Source organism: Amycolatopsis sp. NPDC033938, assembly GCF_055575975.1.
Genome location: NZ_JBVIRO010000007.1, coordinates 242,026 through 261,921, shown reverse-complemented (window position 1 = coordinate 261,921; position 19,896 = coordinate 242,026). Strand labels below are relative to the sequence as shown.

At 69.0% G+C, this 19,896-nt stretch carries 17 protein-coding genes; 9 read left to right on the top strand and 8 right to left on the bottom strand.

Going from position 1 to position 19,896, the window contains the following annotated elements; translation table 11 throughout:
• The first annotated feature begins 25 nt into the window (after positions 1 to 25).
• Both ACZ5ZX_RS20640 and ACZ5ZX_RS20635 read left to right on the top strand, forming a co-directional pair.
• A complete protein-coding gene (locus ACZ5ZX_RS20640; RefSeq protein WP_005164469.1) occupies positions 26 to 268 on the top strand; it encodes a DUF3039 domain-containing protein in 243 nt (80 codons plus the stop codon).
• Between the two features lie 124 nt (positions 269 to 392).
• Positions 393 to 1,229 (top strand): hypothetical protein, encoded by an 837-nt coding sequence (locus ACZ5ZX_RS20635; RefSeq protein WP_465503597.1) that lies wholly within the window; start codon positions 393 to 395, stop codon positions 1,227 to 1,229.
• A gap of 95 nt (positions 1,230 to 1,324) precedes the next feature.
• On the opposite strand, the gene ACZ5ZX_RS20630 is transcribed toward ACZ5ZX_RS20635, so the two are convergent.
• Positions 1,325 to 4,453 (bottom strand): efflux RND transporter permease subunit, encoded by a 3,129-nt coding sequence (locus ACZ5ZX_RS20630; protein ID WP_465503596.1) that lies wholly within the window; start codon positions 4,451 to 4,453, stop codon positions 1,325 to 1,327.
• A gap of 132 nt (positions 4,454 to 4,585) precedes the next feature.
• Positions 4,586 to 5,689 carry a YihY/virulence factor BrkB family protein gene (locus ACZ5ZX_RS20625; RefSeq protein ID WP_465503595.1) on the bottom strand — a complete coding sequence of 368 codons (1,104 nt, stop codon included), beginning with the start codon at positions 5,687 to 5,689 and terminating at the stop codon, positions 4,586 to 4,588.
• Positions 5,690 to 5,950: 261 nt separating this feature from the next.
• On the opposite strand from ACZ5ZX_RS20625, the gene ACZ5ZX_RS20620 reads away from it, so the two are divergent.
• The 5 genes from ACZ5ZX_RS20620 to ACZ5ZX_RS20600 all read left to right on the top strand — a co-directional run bounded on the left by ACZ5ZX_RS20620 (position 5,951) and on the right by ACZ5ZX_RS20600 (position 12,898).
• Entirely contained in the window at positions 5,951 to 7,705 is a 1,755-nt protein-coding gene (locus ACZ5ZX_RS20620; protein WP_044854448.1) for a DEAD/DEAH box helicase, read from the top strand.
• A gap of 520 nt (positions 7,706 to 8,225) precedes the next feature.
• Positions 8,226 to 9,359 carry a sugar ABC transporter substrate-binding protein gene (locus ACZ5ZX_RS20615; protein WP_465503594.1) on the top strand — a complete coding sequence of 378 codons (1,134 nt, stop codon included), beginning with the start codon at positions 8,226 to 8,228 and terminating at the stop codon, positions 9,357 to 9,359.
• Positions 9,360 to 9,448: 89 nt separating this feature from the next.
• The gene (locus ACZ5ZX_RS20610) at positions 9,449 to 10,222 is read left to right on the top strand and encodes an ATP-binding cassette domain-containing protein (RefSeq protein ID WP_037303892.1); all 774 of its coding nucleotides are present in this window, start codon (positions 9,449 to 9,451) and stop codon (positions 10,220 to 10,222) included.
• A gap of 22 nt (positions 10,223 to 10,244) precedes the next feature.
• Entirely contained in the window at positions 10,245 to 11,705 is a 1,461-nt protein-coding gene (locus ACZ5ZX_RS20605) for a sugar ABC transporter permease (RefSeq protein WP_465503593.1), read from the top strand.
• Positions 11,706 to 11,716: 11 nt separating this feature from the next.
• A complete protein-coding gene (locus ACZ5ZX_RS20600) occupies positions 11,717 to 12,898 on the top strand; it encodes an ROK family protein (RefSeq protein ID WP_465503592.1) in 1,182 nt (393 codons plus the stop codon).
• A gap of 57 nt (positions 12,899 to 12,955) precedes the next feature.
• Here ACZ5ZX_RS20600 and ACZ5ZX_RS20595 read toward each other — a convergent pair whose 3' ends face one another.
• The 3 genes from ACZ5ZX_RS20595 to ACZ5ZX_RS20585 form a co-directional block, all read right to left on the bottom strand.
• Positions 12,956 to 13,561: a TetR/AcrR family transcriptional regulator gene (locus ACZ5ZX_RS20595; RefSeq protein WP_465503591.1), complete on the bottom strand. Its 606-nt coding sequence runs from the start codon at positions 13,559 to 13,561 to the stop codon at positions 12,956 to 12,958.
• Positions 13,542 to 14,402 carry an alpha/beta fold hydrolase gene (locus ACZ5ZX_RS20590; RefSeq protein WP_465503590.1) on the bottom strand — a complete coding sequence of 287 codons (861 nt, stop codon included), beginning with the start codon at positions 14,400 to 14,402 and terminating at the stop codon, positions 13,542 to 13,544. Before ACZ5ZX_RS20590 ends, ACZ5ZX_RS20595 begins: the two co-directional genes overlap by 20 nt.
• A gap of 103 nt (positions 14,403 to 14,505) precedes the next feature.
• A complete protein-coding gene (locus ACZ5ZX_RS20585; protein WP_016332937.1) occupies positions 14,506 to 14,685 on the bottom strand; it encodes a DUF7455 domain-containing protein in 180 nt (59 codons plus the stop codon).
• Between the two features lie 339 nt (positions 14,686 to 15,024).
• On the opposite strand from ACZ5ZX_RS20585, the gene ACZ5ZX_RS20580 reads away from it, so the two are divergent.
• Together ACZ5ZX_RS20580 and ACZ5ZX_RS20575 are read left to right on the top strand one after the other, a co-directional pair.
• Positions 15,025 to 15,819, top strand: coding sequence for an EamA family transporter (locus ACZ5ZX_RS20580; protein ID WP_465503589.1), 795 nt, complete (start codon positions 15,025 to 15,027; stop codon positions 15,817 to 15,819).
• Between the two features lie 17 nt (positions 15,820 to 15,836).
• A complete protein-coding gene (locus tag ACZ5ZX_RS20575; protein ID WP_465503588.1) occupies positions 15,837 to 16,505 on the top strand; it encodes a DUF6885 family protein in 669 nt (222 codons plus the stop codon).
• On the opposite strand, the gene ACZ5ZX_RS20570 is transcribed toward ACZ5ZX_RS20575, so the two are convergent.
• From ACZ5ZX_RS20570 to ACZ5ZX_RS20560, 3 genes are all read right to left on the bottom strand, one after another.
• Positions 16,480 to 17,919 (bottom strand): APC family permease, encoded by a 1,440-nt coding sequence (locus tag ACZ5ZX_RS20570; protein WP_465503666.1) that lies wholly within the window; start codon positions 17,917 to 17,919, stop codon positions 16,480 to 16,482. The two genes, ACZ5ZX_RS20575 and ACZ5ZX_RS20570, sit on opposite strands and share 26 nt — an antisense overlap.
• 66 nt (positions 17,920 to 17,985) lie before the next feature.
• Positions 17,986 to 18,639, bottom strand: coding sequence for a response regulator (locus ACZ5ZX_RS20565; RefSeq protein ID WP_465503587.1), 654 nt, complete (start codon positions 18,637 to 18,639; stop codon positions 17,986 to 17,988).
• Positions 18,636 to 19,829: a sensor histidine kinase gene (locus ACZ5ZX_RS20560; protein WP_465503586.1), complete on the bottom strand. Its 1,194-nt coding sequence runs from the start codon at positions 19,827 to 19,829 to the stop codon at positions 18,636 to 18,638. Before ACZ5ZX_RS20560 ends, ACZ5ZX_RS20565 begins: the two co-directional genes overlap by 4 nt.
• Positions 19,830 to 19,896 lie beyond the last annotated feature (67 nt).

The window sequence follows — 19,896 nt, the reverse complement described above, 5'->3', positions numbered from 1 at the left end:
GGAGGATTTGGGGCATTATGGAGGGGTGAGCACACAGACCCTTCCGAAGCCGGATACCCGTCCCGAGGGCACCGACGGCACCGACGACGACGCGCCGAAGATGTTCCACTACGTGCGCAAGAACAAGATCGCCGAAAGCGCGGTCATGGGAACGCACGTGGTGGCGCTGTGCGGTGAGGTCTTCCCGGTGACGAAGTCGGCGAAGCCCGGTTCGCCGGTCTGCCCGGACTGCAAGAAGATCTACGACGGCCTCAAGCCGGGCGACTGACGGCTGACCGTCCGGTGTCCGAAACCGGACAAAATCTGAAAATCCTTCACATGGTGGCTGCCCGGCCCGGTTTTCGCTGGTAATTCAGTACTCGCCAGCGAAAACCCGCCGGGACGGAGCCTTCATGCGTAGAACCGGGATCGTGCTCGCCATCGCCGCGTTGGTCGCGGTGTTCTCACCAGCCGCCGCCCAGGCCGTGACAGGCTGGACAACGGTCGGCTCGGACAACGCCCGCCCGCTCGACGAGGGCCAGGGCCTCGCCACCATCGAGCGGCCCGCCGGCACCATCTTCCGCTACACCGGGATCGCGACCGTGCCGGTGAACCTGTCGTCGCAGGGCTGGAACCACGTCGGCGACCCGGGTTCGGCGCAAGGCTGGTACGTCGAGCCGTACCAGCGCGACGACCGGGGAGCGAAGCTCTTCCGCGTCGAGTCACCCACCGGGACCTGGGCGAACTACACGCACACACTGGAATCGTGGGAGGCGAACAACAACTCGTTCGCCGCCGTCACCCCCGACGCGCGCTGGATGGTGGCGGGCGAGTGGGGCACGATGGACCGGCTGCTCGTGCACCCGATGCCCGGCGTCGCGCACACGAATCCGGCGGCGAACCTGCCCTACGTTTCCGCGATCCGGCTCGACAAGCCGGTGCGCGACATCCAGGGCTGCGACTTCGTCACCGCGACGCGGCTGCTGTGCGCGTCCGACGACCCCGAAGGCTCGCTGTTCGGGACCACCAAGCCGTTGCTGCAGGTGGATCTCTCGGGCGCGCTGTCCGGTTCGGATGTGACCGGGCGGGTGACCTCGCTGGGGCAGTTGCCGCTGAAGAGCACCTGTAGCGGGAACTTCGAGACCGAGGGCGTCGACGTCGCCGCCGATGGGACCCTGCGGGTCATCGTGCTGTCGCCGTCGTGGTGTGTGGCCTTCGACAGCAAGACCTGGCGGTTCCGGAAGGCGTAACACCTTTCGGCCCCAGTACATGATGGCCCCCTTCCTAGCGCCAGGCGCAAGGAAGGGGGCCATCATGTACTTCACTCGGACCACTCACGAGCCACCTACGAAGCCGGCTCCGGAGTCAGCGTCTCGGTCGCCGGGGCCGCCGGGGAACGCTTCGCGTCCTTCTTCGCGCGGCGCTTCTCTTTCCGCGTCTCGACCATCGTGTACAGCGTCGGCACCAGGATCAGGGTCAGCAGTGTCGAGCTGACCAGCCCGCCGATGACCACGATCGCGAGCGGCTGGCCGATGAACCCGCCCTGTCCGGTCAGGCCGAGCGCCATCGGGATCAGCGCGAAGATGGTCGCGGCCGCGGTCATCAGGATCGGCCGCAGCCGCCGCCTGCCGCCCTCGGTCACCGCGTCGGCGACGCTCATCCCCGAAGCCCGGTACTGGTTGATCAGGTCGATCAGCACGATCGCGTTGGTCACCACGATGCCGACGAGCATCAGCATCCCGATCAGCGCGGGCAGGCCGAGCGCCGTCCCGGTGGCCAGCAGCAGCCCGATCGCGCCGGTCGCCGCGAACGGGATCGACACCAGCAGGATCAGCGGCTGGAGCAGGCTGCGGAACGTCGCCACCATGATCAGGTACACGATCGCGATCGCGGCCAGCAGCGCGAGGAACAGGTTCCCGAACGCCTCCCGCTGGTCCTCGCTGACCCCGCCGAGCTTGTACGCCGCGCCACCGGTGAAGGTCAGACCGTCCAGTTTGGACTGGATGGCCCTGGTGGTGGCGGCCAGGTCCGCGCCGGTGTTCTTGGCGGTGACGGCGGTGCTCAGCTCACCCGACGTGCGGTGCACCGCGGCCGGGCCATCCACAGTGGACACGTTCGCGACCGAGTCGAGCCGGACGACGCCGGTGGCGCCCGGGATCGGCAGCGCCTTGATCGCGTCCACCGACACCGGGGCCGCCGTACCCGCGCGCAGCACGATGTCCGTGCGCTGCCCGTCGACCGGGAGCTGGGTCACCGTGCGACCGGCGATGGCCTGGTTCGCGATCTGGCCGATCGACGTCACCGAAAGCCCGCTCGCGGCGGCCTTGGCGGCGTCGACCTCGACCTGCACCCGCGGCGAGCCCTGCGCGAGGTCACTGGTCACCTCGGTCAGGTCCGGCACCTCCGACAGGGCTTGGCGGACCTGCTCGGCGGCGGGCTTCAGCGCGGCCTCGCCGGGGGCGGTGACGGTGATCGAGACCCCGTCGGAGTTGAAGCCGGACGCGTCCGCGCCGACCTTGACCTCGCCGAGTTCCGGCCGCTTCAGCTTGTCCCGCAACCGGTTCGACAGCGCGTCGAGGTCGGTGTCCTTGGCGACGGTGACCGAGATGCTGGTCGACGTCCCGCCCATGCCGAAGAAGCCTGCCCCGCCGATGCTCACCTGGTAGGTCTCCACGGCGGGTTCGGCGGCGAGTGCCTGCTCCACCGCACCCGCGGCCTTCTCCTTGGCCTCGGAGCTGGTACCGGGCGGCAGTTTCTGCGACAGGTTCAGTGTCGTGCCACCGGACTGGTCGAGGAAGTTCGTGTTCAGCCGTGCCGCCAGCCCGACCGTGCCGCCGAAGATGATCAGCGCCAGCAGGACCACGGTGACGCGGCGCCGGGTGGCGAACCGGATCACCGGCACGTACCCGCGCTGCAGCAGCCCGCGACGTTCCTTGTCCTCGGCCGCCTGCCGCGTGAGCTCGGCCTCGTGCTCGTTCGCCGGGGTCTTGGGCGGCTTGAGGAACCAGTACGCGAGCACCGGCACGATCGTCAGCGAGACCAGCAGCGACGCCAGCAGCGCCACGGTGACGGTGATCGCGAACGGCGAGAACAGCTCGCCGACGAACCCGCCGACGAAGGCGATCGGCAGGAACACCGCGACCGTGGTGAGGGTGGACGAGGTCACCGCGCCCGCCACCTCACGCACGCCGTCGAGCACCGCGCGCTGTTTCTCCTCGCCGTAGGCCAGATGTCGTTTGATGTTCTCCAGCACCACGATCGAGTCGTCGACCACCCGCCCGATCGCGATGGTGAGCGCGCCGAGGGTGAGCAGGTTCAGCGACAGATCACCGGTCCACAGCGCCAGCAGCGCCACCACCACCGAGAGCGGGATCGACACCGCCGTCACGAGAGTGGACCGCAGCGACATCAGGAACAGCAGGATCACCACGACCGCGAACGCCAGCCCCAGCAGTCCTTCGGTGGTCAGCCCGCTGATCGCGTCCTTGACCGGGGTGCCCTGGTCGAACACGACGCTCATCTCGGCGCCGATCTTCTTCGACAGCTCAGGCAGCTTGTCCCGCACCGAATCCGAGATCGCGACCGCGTTCCCGTTCTCCACCATGGTGATCGAGAGCCCGAGGCTCGGCTTGCCGTTGGTGCGCGTGATCGACGTCGGTGGCGCGAAGCCCGCCTGGACGTCCGCGACGTCACCCAGCTTGACCGGTTTGCCCGCCGCGGCACCGGGACGCGGGGTCGGCGCCAGGTAAAGGTCCCTGATCGTGTCCACTGTGGTCGGTCCGCCGCCGACCTGGACGGTGAGCGTCCGGTCGCCCTCGGTCAGCGTCCCGGCCGGGACCGCGGCACCGGCGGTCTGCAGGGTGGTCGCGATCGACGACGGGTCGACGCCCGCCGCGGCCAGCTTCGCGTAGTCCAGCGCGATGGTGACCCGCGGCTGCCGCGCGCCGGTCACCTGGACGTCGCGGACACCGTCGATCTTGCGCAGTTCCGGCGCGACCTCCCCGGTCAGCGCGGGTGCGAGCGCCTGCGGGTCGCCGGTGGTCCCGGCGGCGAGCAGCACCACCGGCAGGTCGTCGGTGGATCCCGCCGACACCGACGGCTCGGTGTTCTGCGGCAACCGCGCCTTGACGCCGTCGACGACGCGCTGGATCTGCCCGACGGCGGCGTCGATGTCCGTGCCGAACTCGAACCGCGCGGTGATCCGCGACAGGCCCTCCGACGACGTCGAGCTCAGCTCTTCGAGCCCCTTCAAACCCTGGAGCCCGCCTTCGAGCGGCTCGGTCACCTGCCGGTCGACCGCGTCCGGCGACGCGCCCGAGTAGGGCGTGATGATCTGCGCCTGCGGGAACTGCAGTGACGGGAACAGCTGCTGCTTCAGCTGTGGCAGGGCGAAGGCGCCGAAACCGATCACCACCAGGGCGAGCAGCCCGATGAGACTTCGGTTGCGCAGGCTCAATCCGGCCAGCGTGGACATGACGGTCTCCCCCAGGAATGGCTCGGGACGGGCGGGTCGCCGCGAGCCTTTCATGGCGGAGGGCGGACTGGATTCACACCACGGGTGGAATCCCGCCTACGACTCCGGGATGAGGGCATCCCCCATCCGGTGTCAACTTCGCCGTTCGGTCACCTGATCGGCTTCGCTCTGCGTCTCTTCGTTCACCGAGTGTTCCGATCCGGCCTCGTCGTCCTGACGGGGCCGTCGCAGCGGGACGGTGGTCCGTTCCCACCGTTTGCGGCCCTCCTCGGCGCGGATCCGTTCGCTGGCCCGTTCCATCTCCAGCCGCCGCCACTTCCGGCGCTGGCGTTTGGTCGCCTTCGCCGGCCACAGCTCCTGGATCGCGCTGTTGAAGTAGGCGCCCCCGACCACCGCGAGCCCGATGAAGAACATCAGCAGCAGGAACGCGATCGGCGCGGCGAGCGCGCCGTAGGTGTAGCCGGTCTTGGTGATCCAGTTGAGGTAGATGCGCAGGCCGACACTGGAGAGCAGGAACACGATCATGGCGAGCATCGCGCCGGGCAAGCCGCGGTGCCATGGCAGGCGGCGCGGCAGGGAGAGTTTGTAGAGCGTGGTGAGCGCCAGCACGATCATCCCCCCGAGAACGGGGTAGTACAGCGTGCCGACCCAGTACGAAACCGTGTCGCGCCAGTCGTTCGGGAAGAACTGGGGGAGCAGGTCCGGGCCGATCGCCAGCAGCGGCAGGCCGACCACCAGGATGACCAGCCCGGCAAGGTAGAGCAGCAGCGCGAAGATCCGCTGCCAGACGTCGTTGCGGACGCCGTACTGGTCGTGCGCCACGGTGATCGCGTCGACGAACGACGACATCGCCGACGAACCCGCCCACAGGGAGATCAGGAAGCCGATCGAGACGATCTCGCCCTTGCCGACGAACAGGATGCTGTTGACCGTCGGCTCGATGATGTCGTGGACGGCGTTGTCGCTGAAGATCGTCTTGCTGAAGGTGATGATCCGGTCGTGGACCGCGGTCACGACCTCCTGGCCGAACCAGTCGCCGACGAAACCGAGGCAGCCGAGGAGCCCGAGCAGCAGCGGCGGCAGCGACAGCGTCTGCCAGAACGCGGCTTCGGCGGCCTCGGAGAAGATGTTGCCTTCCCACGCCTTGTTGAGCGTGCGGCTGAGCAGGCGCAACGGACCTCTGCGGACCTTCACGGCCCCAGCGGCCGGCTCTTCCCGGCCGTTCTCCTCGCTCATGCAGCTCCTCCGCCAGCGCCGAGCGCCCTTGACGGTGTCCAGCATGGTCCATGTCGTGGCATTCGGCTCGTCACCCCTGGCATTTCGGGTGAGTAAACCGACAACGGGGGTGGCGCTTCCGGCGTTCCACGGGCCCGGCGGGTAGGCTCACTCCAGTGCCCTCACCTCAGGCGCCGGCGTCGCGGCCGGATACCAAAGTGGGGGCTTTTGCTTGTCAGACAGCGGTGAGCAGCGCTTTTGAGGGAGAGGGAGGTGACCGGCATGTCGGAAACAGTGGAACGTGATCGTGGCACGTTGGGTGCGCCTCCCGCGGCGAAGGACAGCACCGCCCGGCCGCTGCGTGCCTGGCAGCGCCGCGCGCTGACGAAGTACCTGACGAAGAAACCGAAGGACTTCCTGGCGGTCGCGACGCCGGGCGCGGGCAAGACGGTGTTCGGTCTCCGGATCGCCGCCGAGCTGCTGAGCGACCGGACCGTCGAAGCGATCACCATCGTCGCGCCGACGGAGCACCTGAAGCACCAGTGGGCCGCCTCGGCGGCGGCCGCGGGTATCGCGATCGACTCGAACTTCCGCAACGGCGCCGGCGCCACCTCACGCGACTACCAGGGTGTCGCGGTCACCTACGCGCAGGTCGCGGCACATCCGACGCTGCACCGCGTGCGCACCGAGAACCGCAAGACCCTCGTCATCCTGGACGAGATCCACCACGGCGGTGACGCGAAGTCCTGGGGCGACGCGGTCCGCGAGGCGTTCACGCCCGCCGTCCGCCGTCTCGCGCTGACCGGGACGCCGTTCCGCAGCGACGACTCGCAGATCCCGTTCGTCACCTACGAACCCGACGGCTCGGGTTTCCAGCGCAGCAAGGCCGACCATGCCTACGGCTACGCCGACGCGCTCGCCGACGGCGTGGTCCGGCCGGTCGTCTTCCTCGCCTACTCCGGTGAGGCCTCCTGGCGCACGAGCGCGGGGGAGGAGTTCACCGCGCGGCTCGGTGAGCCGCTGACCGCCGAGCAGAACGCGCGGGCCTGGCGCACGGCGCTCGACCCGGCTGGCGAATGGATCCCGGCGGTGCTGCAGGCCGCCGACACCCGCCTCGCGCAGCTGCGCGCCAACGGCATCCCGGACGCCGGTGGCCTGGTGATCGCCACCGACCAGGAGTCCGCGCGCGCCTACGCCAAGATCCTGCAGCGCATCTCCGGCCAGAACCCGACGGTCGTCCTCTCCGACGACCCCAAGGCGTCCGGGCGGATCAAGGAGTTCTCCGACTCGACCGACCGCTGGCTCGTCGCGGTCCGGATGGTGTCCGAAGGCGTCGACGTCCCGCGCCTGGCCGTCGGCGTCTACGCCACGAGCGCGTCGACCCCGCTGTTCTTCGCGCAGGCCATCGGCCGGTACGTGCGTTCCCGCAAGCCCGGCGAGACCGCTTCGGTCTTCCTGCCGAGCGTGCCGGTGCTGCTGGAACTCGCCAGTGAGCTGGAAGCGCAGCGCGACCACGTCCTCGGCAAGCCGCACCGGGAGAAGGAAGGCTGGGAGGACGAACTCCTCGCCCAGGCCAACCGCACCGAGGACGAGCCGGGCGAAGAAGAGAAGGCGTTCACCTCGCTGGGCGCCTCCGCCGAACTCGACCAGGTCATCTACGACGGCAACTCGTTCGGGACCGCGGTGTTCTCCGGTTCCGACGAGGAGCAGGAGTACCTCGGGCTGCCGGGGCTGCTCGAACCGGACCAGGTCCGCGCCCTGCTGCGGAAGCGGCAGGAAGAGCAGATCGCCGACGAGAAGCGGCGCAAGCCCAAGGCCGAGGAGGCCGCGCCGGTCGCGCGGCCGCAGTCGGTCAGTGAACGGCTCGGCAGCCTGCGCAAGGAGCTGAACGCCCTCGTGGGCGTGCACCACCACCGCACCAAGAAGCCGCACGGCGCGATCCACAACGAGCTGCGCCGGGTCTGCGGCGGGCCGCCGACCGCGATGGCGACGGTGGAGCAGCTCGAAGAGCGCATCGTCACCCTGCGTTCCTGGTAGCCGCTTCTTACTTACACACGTGGCTGAAGGGTGCTTTCCCCGCATTGCATGCGAGGAAAGCGCCCTTCGCCGCGTGTGATGCGGGGAAGGGGGCCTTCACGCGCAGCCGGGTCTTACTTACGGCCCGCGCCTCACACGAGCCCTCACGGTGCGTTGCCATGCGCCCCGGTCGGGAAGCGACTCAGCATCCGCGGGGCAGGGTGAAGACGTGCTATGAAAGGTCCTTTCCTTGCAAATTTTGCAAGGAAAGGACCTTTCATAGCGTTGGGGACCGGGACACCCCGGCAGTCGCAGTCACGCTCCGTGAGTGGTGGCGGTCACACTGTCAGCGCACCTGGACTTCGTACGCCTTGCTACGGCCACGTTGCCAAACCGTGTCCATTTGATGAGGCTTAATCGATTCAGCCGTCTTCCGCGAAACCCTTTCGGCGGCATATGTTGTCGCCCACAACATATGCGCGATGGTGCGACGGGTCCTCCTGGATCGCCGCCCGCGAGCAAGATTCGGAAAGGTTCGAGGATGCGCAGCAGAACCCTTACCCTCCTCGCCGCGACAGTGGGCGCCGGCCTGGTGCTCTCCGCCTGTGGCGCCAACACCGCGGACTCCGGGAGCGGCAATTCCTCGCAGTCCGCGCCCGCTCCCGGTGGTGCCGCCACCGGTGGCAAGGTCGGCGTCATCCTCCCGGAGACCGCCAGCTCCGCGCGCTGGGAGGCGTTCGACAAGCCCTACCTGACCAAGGCGCTCAAGGACGCGGGCTTCGACGCCGACGTCCAGAACGCGCAGGGTGACGTCCAGAAGTTCACCACGCTGGCCGACGGCATGATCGGGCAGAACGTCAAGGTCCTGATCATCGCCTCCATCAACAGCGAGGTCGGCGCGGCGGTGGCCCGCAAGGCGCAGGCCGCGGGTATCCCGACGATCGACTACGACCGGCTGAACCTCGGCGGCAGCTCCGACTACTACGTCTCGTTCGACAACGAGAAGGTCGGCCAGCTGCAGGGGCAGGGCCTCGCCGACGCGCTGAAGGACAAGAAGGGCGCCGAGGTCATCATGATCGAGGGTGCCCCGACCGACAACAACGCGACGCTGTTCGCCAACGGCCAGAAGTCCGTCCTGCAGCCGAAGTTCGCCAGTGGTGACCTGAAGCTCGTGCGCGAACAGGCCATCGACAACTGGGACAACCAGAAGGGCGGCCAGACCTTCGAGCAGATCCTGACCGACAACAAGGGCAAGGTCGACGGCGTCGTCGCCGCGAACGACGGTCTCGCCGGCGCGGTCATCACCGTGCTGAAGAAGAACGGCCTCAACGGCAAGGTCCCGGTCACCGGTCAGGACGCCACCGCGGACGGCCTCATGGCCATCCTGCGCGGCGACCAGTACATGACGGTCTTCAAGCCGATCAAGGAAGAGGCCGAGGCCGCGGCGAAGCTCGCCGTCCTGCTGGCCAAGGGCGACAAGCCGGGCGCCGACGCGCTGGCCACCGGCAAGGCGAAGGACCCGAAGGGCAACCGCGACGTCAAGTCCGTGCTCCTCGAGCCGAAGATGACCACCAAGGACGGCGTCAAGGAGGTCGTGACGCAGGGTTACGTCAAGGCCGCCGAGATCTGTGGCGGCGACCTGGCCGCGGCTTGCGCGCAGCTCGGTATCTCCTGACCCGTTAAATCCAGACAACCGGGCCGGGGCGCTCCTCCCGACAGCGCGTCCCGGCCCGGTACCCAGCCGGGAGAATTCGAGAAACCCCCATGAGCGAACCCATCCTCGAACTAAGGCAGATCAACAAGAGCTTCGGACCGGTCCACGTCCTCCACGACGTGGACTTCGACGTGCGGGCCGGTGAGGTCACCGCGCTGGTCGGCGACAACGGGGCAGGCAAGTCCACCCTGGTCAAGTCGATCGCCGGGATCCACGGCTACGACTCCGGCACGGTGAAGTTCCAGGGCGAGCCGGTCCATATCCACGGCCCGCGTGACGCAGCGGATCTCGGGATCGAGGTCGTCTACCAGGACCTCGCCCTGGCGGAGAACCTCGACATCGTGCAGAACATGTTCCTCGGCCGGGAACGCGGCAGTAAATGGCTGCTCGACGAGGCCAGCATGGAGAAAGCCGCCCGCGAGACGCTCGCGTCGCTTTCGGTCCGCACCGTCAAATCCGTCCGTACCCCGGTTTCGGCGCTTTCCGGTGGACAGCGGCAGACCGTCGCGATCGCCAAGTCCGTGCTGTGGGACTCCAAGGTCGTGCTGCTCGACGAGCCGACCGCCGCGCTCGGCGTCGCGCAGACCCGCCAGGTGCTCGACCTGGTCCGCCGACTCGCCGAACAGGGCCTCGGTGTGGTGCTGATCAGCCACAACATGGCCGACGTGTTCGAGGTCGCCGACCGCATCGCGGTGCTCTACCTCGGCCGCCTCGTAGCCAACGTGCACACCAAGGACGTCACCCACGGCCAGGTCGTGGAACTGATCACCGCCGGCCGTTCCGGCGATCTCGGCCTTGCCCGCCCCGAAGCCGCCGTCCTTTAACACGGGCGAGAAAGAACCGGAAATGACTGAGACACCTGCAAAGCCCGCCTCGCCGGAGGGGGGCAAGTCGGCGGCCGCCGCGCTCAACCCGTCGGCGGCCATCACGGACTTCGGCATCGACACGACATCGATGTCAACGTCGGAAGCGATCGGCGACTACTTCTCCCGGATCAAGGCGGGACAGCTGGGCTCGCTCCCGGCGTTGCTCGGCCTGCTCGTGCTGGTGATCGTGTTCGCTTCGCTGTCGGACACGTTCCTGACGATGAACAACATCGCGAACCTGCTGGCACAGGGTGCCGGCAAGGCGATCATCGCGATGGGCATCGTGTTCGTGCTGCTGCTCGGCGAGATCGACCTGTCCGCGGGTACCGCGTCCGGCGTCACCGCCGCCGTACTCGCGATGCACTACGTGCGCAACGGAAACCTGTTGGGCGGGATGGGGAACGGCGTCTTCATCGCGTTCCTCGTGGTACTCGCGATCGCCGGTCTGCTCGGGGTGATCCTGCGGATCTGGGCGGGCGTCGGGTTCGCGGTGCTCGCCATCGCGCTGGTGCTGTCGGGAACGGCCGCCAACCCGTGGATCGAGATCCTGCTCGCGATCAGCGTCGGCGGTGCGATCGGGGTGCTGACCGGGTTCCTGGTCTCGAAGATCGGCATGCCCTCGTTCGTCGTGACGCTGGCGCTTTTCCTTGCCTGGCAAGGTGTCATCCTGCAGTTCATCGGTGAGGGCGGCACGCTCGGCATCAGTACCTCGGACGTGTTGTTCAAGGTCGCCAACGGCAATCTGTCCACAGTGGGCAGTTGGGTCCTCTTCCTGATCGCGGCGGGCGGGTTCGCCGCGGTGACACTCGGCCAGCACTTCTCCCGGCTCAAGCGCGGCCTGGTCACCCAGCCGACGCCGATGGTGCTGCTCAAGGTCGGCGCGATCGCGGTGGTCGCCGCGGTGGCGACCTATCTGCTGACGCTGAACCGCGCGCCCAACCCGAACATCGTGATCTCCGGTGTCCCGTACGTCGTGCCGATCGTGCTCGGCCTGCTGGTGCTCGGCACCTACGTGCTTAACCGCACGCAGTACGGCCGCCACATCTACGCCGTCGGTGGCAACCGCGAGGCGGCGCGCCGTGCCGGTATCAACGTCGAGAAGATCCGGGCGTCGGTGTTCGTCATCTGCTCGGCGGTGGCGGCGATCGGCGCGATCGTCTACTCGTCGAAGGTCGGCTCGGTCGACCCGCAGGCCGGTGGCCTCAACACGCTGCTGTTCGCCGTCGGCGCCGCCGTCATCGGTGGCACGTCGCTGTTCGGCGGCAAGGGCCGCGTGGTCGACGCGGTGATCGGTGGCCTGGTGCTGGCGGTCGTGGAGAACGCGCTCGGCCTGCTGAAGCAGTCGGCGGCGGTGGTCAACATCGTCACCGGTCTGGTGCTGTTGCTCGCGGCCACGGTGGACGCGCTGTCCCGGCGCCGCGCGGCTGCGTCACCGCGCTGAGCCCGCATGGAATGATGAAGTCCGTGACCAGCACACCCGTTGCACGACCAGACGAGGTGCGCAGGCACAACCGCACGACCTTGCTCCGGTTGCTGCACGTCAGCGGCCCGAGCACCAGGGCGACCCTGGCCACCGAGCTGGGGCTCAACCGCAGCACCATCAAGACCCTCGTCGACGGGCTCGCGGAAGCGGGCGTCGTCGAGGAGAGGGTCCCGAGGCCGGGACGAGGGGCAGGCCGCCCCTCGCTCCTGGTCCTGCCGCAGCCGCACGCGGCGGTGGTGCTCGCGGTCGACCTCCAGGTCGAACACGTGGCGATCGCGCTGATCGGGTTCGGCGGCCAGATCCTCGGGCGCAACAGCTGGAACCTCCGCGGCCGGATGCGGGAGGCCGACGAGGTGATCACGCACGTGATCGAGTCGACCACCATGCTGGCGGGCGACCTCGGCGTGCAGCCGATCGCCGCGGGGGTCTCCGTGCCCGGCGTCGTCCGCCGGGCGGACGGGCACGTGCACGAGGCGCCCAACCTGCGCTGGACCGACGTGTCGCTCGGGGAACGGCTCGGCGGTGTGCTGCGCATTCCCATCCTCGTCGGCAACGACGCCGAACTCGGCGCCATCGCCGAACACCTGCGCGGAGCCGCGCGGGGCTCGTCCGACGCCGTGTACGTCTCCGCGGACGTCGGTGTCGGGGGAGGGATCATCGCGGACGGCTCGTCGCTGCGCGGGGGAGCGGGCTACGTCGGTGAGATCGGGCATATGGCGGTCCGGCCTGGCGGTCGTCCCTGCTACTGCGGCTCCCGCGGCTGCTGGGAGACCGAGGTCGGCGAGGCGGCCCTGTGCCGGGCGCTCGACCTGCCCGAGGAGACCACGCGCGGGGCGATCCTGGTCGAACTGCGCGAACTGGGCCGCGACCCGCAGGCCGCCGAGGAGCGGCTTTCGGAGTTCTCGGAATGGCTGACGGTGGGCCTGGTGAACGTCGTCAACCTGCTCGGCCCGCAGCTGGTCGTGCTGGGCGACCTGCTCACCGCCCTGCCGGATTCGGTGGTGGGGGCGGTCGCGGCCGAGGTCCGGCGGCGGAGCCTGGTCAGCCGGGCGGTCGGCGGGACGCAGATCGTGAGCTCGGCGCTGGGCGCCGACGTGAAACTGCTCGGCGCGGCCGAAGCGGCCTTCGAGATGATCCTGGACACCGTCTAGCTCGCGTTCAGTCCTCTGGATGCGGTCCTTGCGTGTGCAAGTACCGCGTTCAGAGGACTAAACGCGGTCTTTCACGAGGCCCGACAGCAGGGCCACCAGCGCCTGCAGGCACCGCGCCTTCGCCGCTTCGGGATCCTCGGCGTGCGCGATCATCAGCGCCGCCTCGCCGCAGGCGGTCATCACCAGTTGCGCCAGTTCCGGGATCGGCGCCGGGATCAGTTTCCCGTCGGCGGCGACCGACTCCAGGATCTCGGTGATCAGCCCCAGCCCGTAGCGTTGCTCGATCGCGCGCCACTCCTGCCAGCCCAGTACGGCGAGGGCGTCGGTGAAGGAGATCTGGACGACTTCGGGCCGCACACAGACGTCGAGGAACCGTGTCAGCGTCGCGAGCGCGGCCGTCCAGGGATCCTCCCCGGTCCGCAGGACGGCCTTGAGCTCGTCGGTGATCTCCGTTTCGAGCTGCTCGACCACGGCGCGGAAGAGCCCCTGCTTGTCCCCGAAGTGGTGGTAGAGCGCGCCGCGGGTGACGCCTGCCGCCCGGACGATCTCGTCGGCGGGCACGGCGGCGTAGCCCTGTTCGGCGAACAGCGGGCGCGCCGCGGTGATCAGGGCGGTCCGCGTCGACCGCGAGCGTTCGGTCTGGCTACGTCGTGGCGTGGGCACCCAGGAATTCCACCACCACGGCGCTCAGCCGCTCCGGCTGGTCCTCCGGCACGAAGGCGTAGGAGTCCTCGATCGTCTTCAGCTCGGCGTTCGGCAGGACACCGGCGAGCTGCCTGCCCAGCCACAGCGGGAAATGCCGGTCCTCTGGCGCCCACACCAGCAGCACGGGCTTCTCGAACGCGGGCAGCCGCTCGGCCGCGGTCAGCGTGTAGCGCCGGTCGATCGCGGCGGTGAACCGTACGACGTCCTCGCGGATCGCCGGATTCCGCCTGCTGGGCAGCAGGTACGCGTCGAGGACGTGGTCCGGGACCGGATGCTTGGCCAGCCACCCGAACTTCGTCGCCTTCACCAGCCGTCGTGAGCGCAGCGCCTGGATCACCGGCCGGAAGCCGCCGGGGATCCGCGCCAGCGTGGTCAGCGGGGCGAACATCGGCGGCAGGAACCGCTCGAAGGAGTCCGACGGGGTCAGCACGACCCGGCCGACGCGTTCGGGCGAGGTGGTCATGAGCAGTTGCGTGAGCGCGCCGCCGGTGTCGTTGGCGACCACCGTCACGTCGGTCAGGTCGAGCACGTCCAGGAACCGGGCGATGAGCGCGGCGACGCCGGGCGGGCTCAGGTCGGCATCGGGAACCGGGATTTCATGCGAGCCCAGCGGCCAGTCCGGGGTCAGGCAGCGGAACCCGGCGTCGGCGACCGCGGGGGCCACCTTGCGCCAGAGCAGGCCGTTGGTCAGCAGACCGTGCACGAAGACCACCGGAGGGCCTTCGCCGCGGTCGCGGTAGCGGATGCGGGCGCCGCCGAGGTCCACCTCGTGCGTCTCGCCAAGAGGGTCGCTGGTCATGTCAGAAACATACACACGGTATGTATGTTTCTGCTAGCTAAAACAGGGCGGCCGACCGCTCCATGGGGGAGCAGCCGGCCGCCGGGTGGTCGTGGACTGGTGGTTACCGCTGAATGTCCGCGGACATTTCCTTGAGCTTCGTTTCGTGTGCGCGGGCGTGGTGACCACAGAAGAGCAACTCGCCACCGGTGCTGAGAATGGCTCGAACCTGGGCTGCAGCTCCACACCGGTCGCATCGGTCGGCAGCGGTCAGTTCGGGGCGGGTGAGCGTCGGTGAAGTCATTGGAGTCTCCCTCCGTCCCGGCACCGGTGACCCGGTGCCATCGATCCAGCTACGACCACTTCGGCACTGATGCCTGAAACGTTCGTTCCCGGCTCCGCCGTGTTCGTGCTTCCACTCTTCCAGACGTTTGGCGGCCCGCAAGTGTTCCCGCCTGGGTGTCTCATTTGTCACTGGTAATTACCTCGGATGCCGTAGCGTAATCACGCAACGTAGGAGAAGACTCCCCCTGCACCCGGCTTTTCCCATGTCAGGCACCATGCGGGGGTGGGTATCGCAGTCGTCCGGAGCCGCCTCTCGAGCGTCCCGGCCCCGGTTCTGTTCGTTCTCAGCGGAATTTCCATGTACGCCGGCGCGGCCGTCGCCGTAGGTCTCTTTTCGGTCGCCTCACCCGCGGGGGTGGCTTGGCTCCGCTGTCTCGGGGCCGCGGTCGTGCTCCTGGCGTGGCGGCGGCCGCCCCGTTCGGCGTGGACCGGCCGCACGTTCCTGCTCGCCGGCGCGTTCGGCGTCGTCACCGCCGGGATGAACGTGCTCTTCTACGAGGCGATCGCGCGCTTGCCGCTGGGCACGGCCGTCGCGCTGGAGTTCGCCGGGCCCGTGCTGGTCGCGGCGTTCGGCTCGCGCACCCGCCGTGACGCCTTCGCGTTGCTGCTGGTGGTGGCCGGTGTGGTGGCCATCGCGGACGTCCGGCTCGAAGGCAGCCTGCTGGGCGTGCTCTTCGCGCTGGGCGCGGCGGCCGCCTGGGCCGGGTACATCCTGCTGGGGAAGCGGGTCGCGGTCGGCGGGAACGGGATCGACGGGCTGGCCGTCGGGTTCGCCGTCGGCACCGTCGTGCTCTCGCCGCTGGCTCTCGGCACCGGCGCGGTGTGGGCTTCGCCACGTCTGCTGCTGTTGGGCATCGGGGTCGGCCTGCTCTCGACCGTCGTGCCGTACGCGCTGGATCAGGTGGTCCTGCGCAAGGCGGGGCAGGCGCGGTTCGCGCTGTTGCTCGCGTTGCTGCCGGTCACGGCGGGCGTCATCGGCTTCCTGTGGCTGAAGCAGGTACCGACCCTTCCCGAGGCGCTCGGCACGCTGGCCGTCGTCGCCGGGGTGGCGCTGCGCTCGCCGGAGAAACGCGATGGCCCGGCGCCCCTCTGAACGCCGATACTGAGCCGATGTCCTCCGGAATCGACGGCGACCGGACCGGTCTGTCGGGACAGCGCTGGCTCCCCGGTGGCGAGCACCTCGTCGCCGTCGCGCGGGCCGAACTCCCGCAGAAGGACGGGCTCGCCGGGCCGTTCGTGGCGCTGGCCGCCCTGCGCGCCGCGGGCTTCGACGTCTCGGGCCAGGACGAGGTCTCCGCGGTGACCGGCACCACGCCGGACGGCCTCCCGCGGGCGATCGAGGCGCTGTCGGGCGGACGGCTCGCCGCCGTGCCCGCCACCGGGCACTGGGCGCCGCAGTCGCTGTTCATGCTCCTGGCCGGGCTGTGGCGGCTGCCGCGGGTCGCGGTGATCGCCGAGGTCGATCCGGCCGAATTCGGCGCGCACGACACCCCGGTGCGGGCGCTGCTCGACTACCTCGACACGGGTATCCCGCCGCTGTGGTCGTCGCGGTGGCGTCCCGCCGTCGGCCATGCCGTCCTGGTCGCCGGTATGCGGATCGGCGCGGAAGGCACCCTTCTGTCCATTATGGATGGTTACCCTTCCTTGGGGGACAACGGAATGCACGACCAGCCGGTGGAATGGGTGGCCGCGGCGCTGAACCGGATGCTGATCGTGGTGGACGAAGGCGACGCCGAGGCCGCCGTCGCCGCGATCACGACGGCCGGTCTGTGGAGCTGAGGTCGTTCTTCGCGAAGCGCGAGTGCTTGCGCCCGTAGAAGACGTAGATCAGCAGGCCGAGCACCAGCCACGCGGCGAACCGCAGCCAGGTCATCACGTCGAGGTTGAGCATCAGGTAGAAGCACGCCAGCGCCGCCACGATCGGCAGGTACGGCGAGAACGGCACGGTGAACGGGCGCTCCAGGCCTGGACGGCGTTTCCGCAGCACCGGCACGGCCACCGCGACGATGATCATCGCCGACAGCGCGCCGATGCTGACCATGTCGGCGAGTTCGGAGATGGGGATGAACGCGGCCAGCACCGCGATCAGCACGGCGCCGCTGATGGTCATCCGGTGCGGGGTGCCCCAGCGCGGATGCGCCGTGCCGAACTTCTTCGGCAGCAGGCCGTCGCGGCCCATCGCGAAGCCGATCCGGCCGATCGTCACCAGTTCCACCATCATCACCGACGTCAGCCCGGTGACCGCGCCGAGTGAGATGAGCGCGCCGACCCAGTGCTGCCCGACCCGGTCGAAGGCGTCGGCGAGCGGGGCGCCCGCGTCGATCTCGGCGAACGGGACCATCCCGGTCAGCACCAGCGAAACGCCGATGTAGAGCAGGGCGCAGACGCCGAGCGCGCCGAGGATGCCGACCCGGAGGTCGCGTTTGGGGTTCACGGTCTCCTCGCCGAGGTTGGCGAGCGCTTCGAAACCGGTGTAGGCGAAGAAGACGACCGCGGCGGCGGTGACCATTCCGGCGATGCCGTAGACGGACTGCTCCAGGCCGAGCGCCGCTTGCACGATCGGCTGGTGCAGGGCTCCGGCGGTCTCCGCGGGCGGCTGGGCGGGCGGGATGAACGGGAGGAGGTTCTCGCCGCGGATGTAGAACACGCCGACCGCGAGGATCAGCACGCATACCGCGACCTTCACCAGCACGAGCAGATTCGTCACCCGTGCCGACTCCTTGATCCCGATGACGGCGATCACGGTCAGCACGGCGATGATCAGCACGGCGCCGATGTTCACTTTCGCGTCTTCGCCGAACCAGTCGGGGGAGAGGCCCATCAGATTCGCGAGGTAGCCGGACCAGCCCCGTGACACGACGGCCGCGCCGAGGGCGAACTCGAGCAGCAGGTCCCAGCCGATGATCCAGGCGAAGGTCTCGCCGAGGGTGGCGAAGGCGTAGGTGTAGGCGCTCCCGGCCGTCGGCACGCTGGAGGCGAGTTCGGCGTAACAGAGCGCGGCCATCCCGGCGACGACGGCGCCGAGCACGAACGACAGCGTCACCGAGGGGCCCGCGTGGGTCTTGGCTTCGACGCCGGCGAGGGTGAAGATGCCGGTGCCGATGATGATGCCGACCCCGAAGCCGATCAGGTCACGCCCGTGCAGGCGGCGTTTCAGCTCACTGGAGTCCTGTCGCTTCAGGACCTCGTCCACGTCCAGAGTTCGGCGCATGAAGGGTCACGCTAGAAGATCGCCGCCCGCCTTGCAGAACGGTGGAGATCAGCTTTCCAGGGTGACGCCGTTCTCCTGCGCGAGGATCGCCGCCTGTACCCGCGACCGCAGTTCCAGCTTCGTCAGTACGCGTGAAACGTGCGTCTTCACCGTGGTCTCGCCGATGTGCAGCCGGGTGCCGATCTGCGCGTTGGACAGGCCACCGCCCAGACATGCCAGCACCTCGCGCTCGCGTTCGGTCAGGTCGGCGAGCCCGTCGGGGGCACTGGACGGTTCGCGGGTCCCTTCGGCGAACGCGGCGATCAGCTTCCGCGTGACCTGCGGGGCGAGCACCCCTTCGCCCGCCGCGACCAGTTTCACCGCTTCGATCAGCCGCGACGCTTCCACCGATTTCAGCAGGAATCCGGCCGCACCCGCCCGCAGCGCGGCGTGCACGTACTCGTCGAGGTCGAAAGTGGTCAGCACCAGGACTTCGCACAGTCCCTCCGCGGTCAGTTCCCGCGTGGCCGCGATGCCGTCGACGCCGGGCATCCGGACGTCCATGAGTACGACGTCGGGCTTCAGGGCCTTCGCCTGGCGGACGGCGGTGGCACCGTCCGCGGCCTCGCCGACGACCTCGATGCCTTCGGCGTTGCCGAGGATCATCATCAGCCCCGCCCGGATCGCGCCGTGGTCGTCGGCGACGAGCACCTTGATGGTCATGACCCCTCCAGAGGCAGTTCGGCGCGGACCAGCCAGCCGCCGCCGGACGGCCCGGCGGCGAGGGTGCCGCCCACCGCGGCGGCACGTTCCCGCATGTTCAGCAGGCCGAGTCCGGTCCCGCCGTCTTCGGGGTGCCCCGACTGAAGATCATTGCGTACCTCGACGGTGAGTATGCCGCCGCCCGAGCGGATGTCGAGGACGGCCTTGCCGCCGGGGGCGTGTTTCACCGCATTGGTGAGCGCTTCCTGCGCGATCCGGTATGCCGTCAGATCGACGGCGGCCGGGAGCGGCGCGGCTCCATCCACAGTGGAACGGACTTCGACCACCAGTCCGCTCGCCCTCGCCGATTCGACCAATTTGGACAGTTCGGCCAGCCGGGCGGGCGCGGTCGGTTCGATCTCGGTACTCCCGGTGGCGGGGTCCGCCCTCAGCAGCCCGATCATCGCGCGCATCTCCTCCAGCGCGCTCACACTGTTCTCCCGCACCGATTCCAGAACCTTCCTGGACAGCCGAGGGTCGGCGTCCGCCATCGACAACGCCGCTTCGGACTGGAGCGCGATCGCCGAAAGATGCCCGGCGATGACGTCGTGCAGATCCCGCGCCATCTTCGAGCGTTCCCCGGCGACGGCGGCCTTCCGGTCCAGTTCGCCGATCGTGGCCAGCTGGACCGCGTTCGCCCGTTCGTTGTCGGCGATGTCCCGCTGCTGCCGCACGTTCGCCGCCCACCACACCGGGGTGACGAGGAACGGCAGGAACGCGAACGCCACCAGGATCCCCGTCCGCCACTGCGAGGAGAGGACGAGCGCCAGGCAGACCACCGCGAGCGTCCCGGTCGCGACGATGCCGATCATCGCCCTGCTGGCCCGCCGCGATCCGTAGAGCGTCGCGGCGTAGAGGAAATCGGTGAAGACGACGAGGATCGGCAGCGAGGGGCCGATCGCCACGTCCGCGGCGACCACGACCAGCGCGCAGAGCAGCGCCCACGGGACCTCGCGCCGCAGCATCTCCAGCGAGCACAGCACGGTCAGTTCGGTCAGCCGGATCCACAGTGGCGTCGTGTCCGGTCCGTTGAGCAGTACCTGCATCCCGCTGAGGTAGACCAGGACGCCGATGAGCCAGGTGCCGAGCGCGATGACGAGGTCCTGCTTCCACCGCGGAAGGTGGCTCAGGCGCGGGACTAACGTGGGCACCGCCCCATCCCAGCACACCGGGACGGGCGGCGGGGTCCTACGAACTGATGACGATGATCTCCTGCCC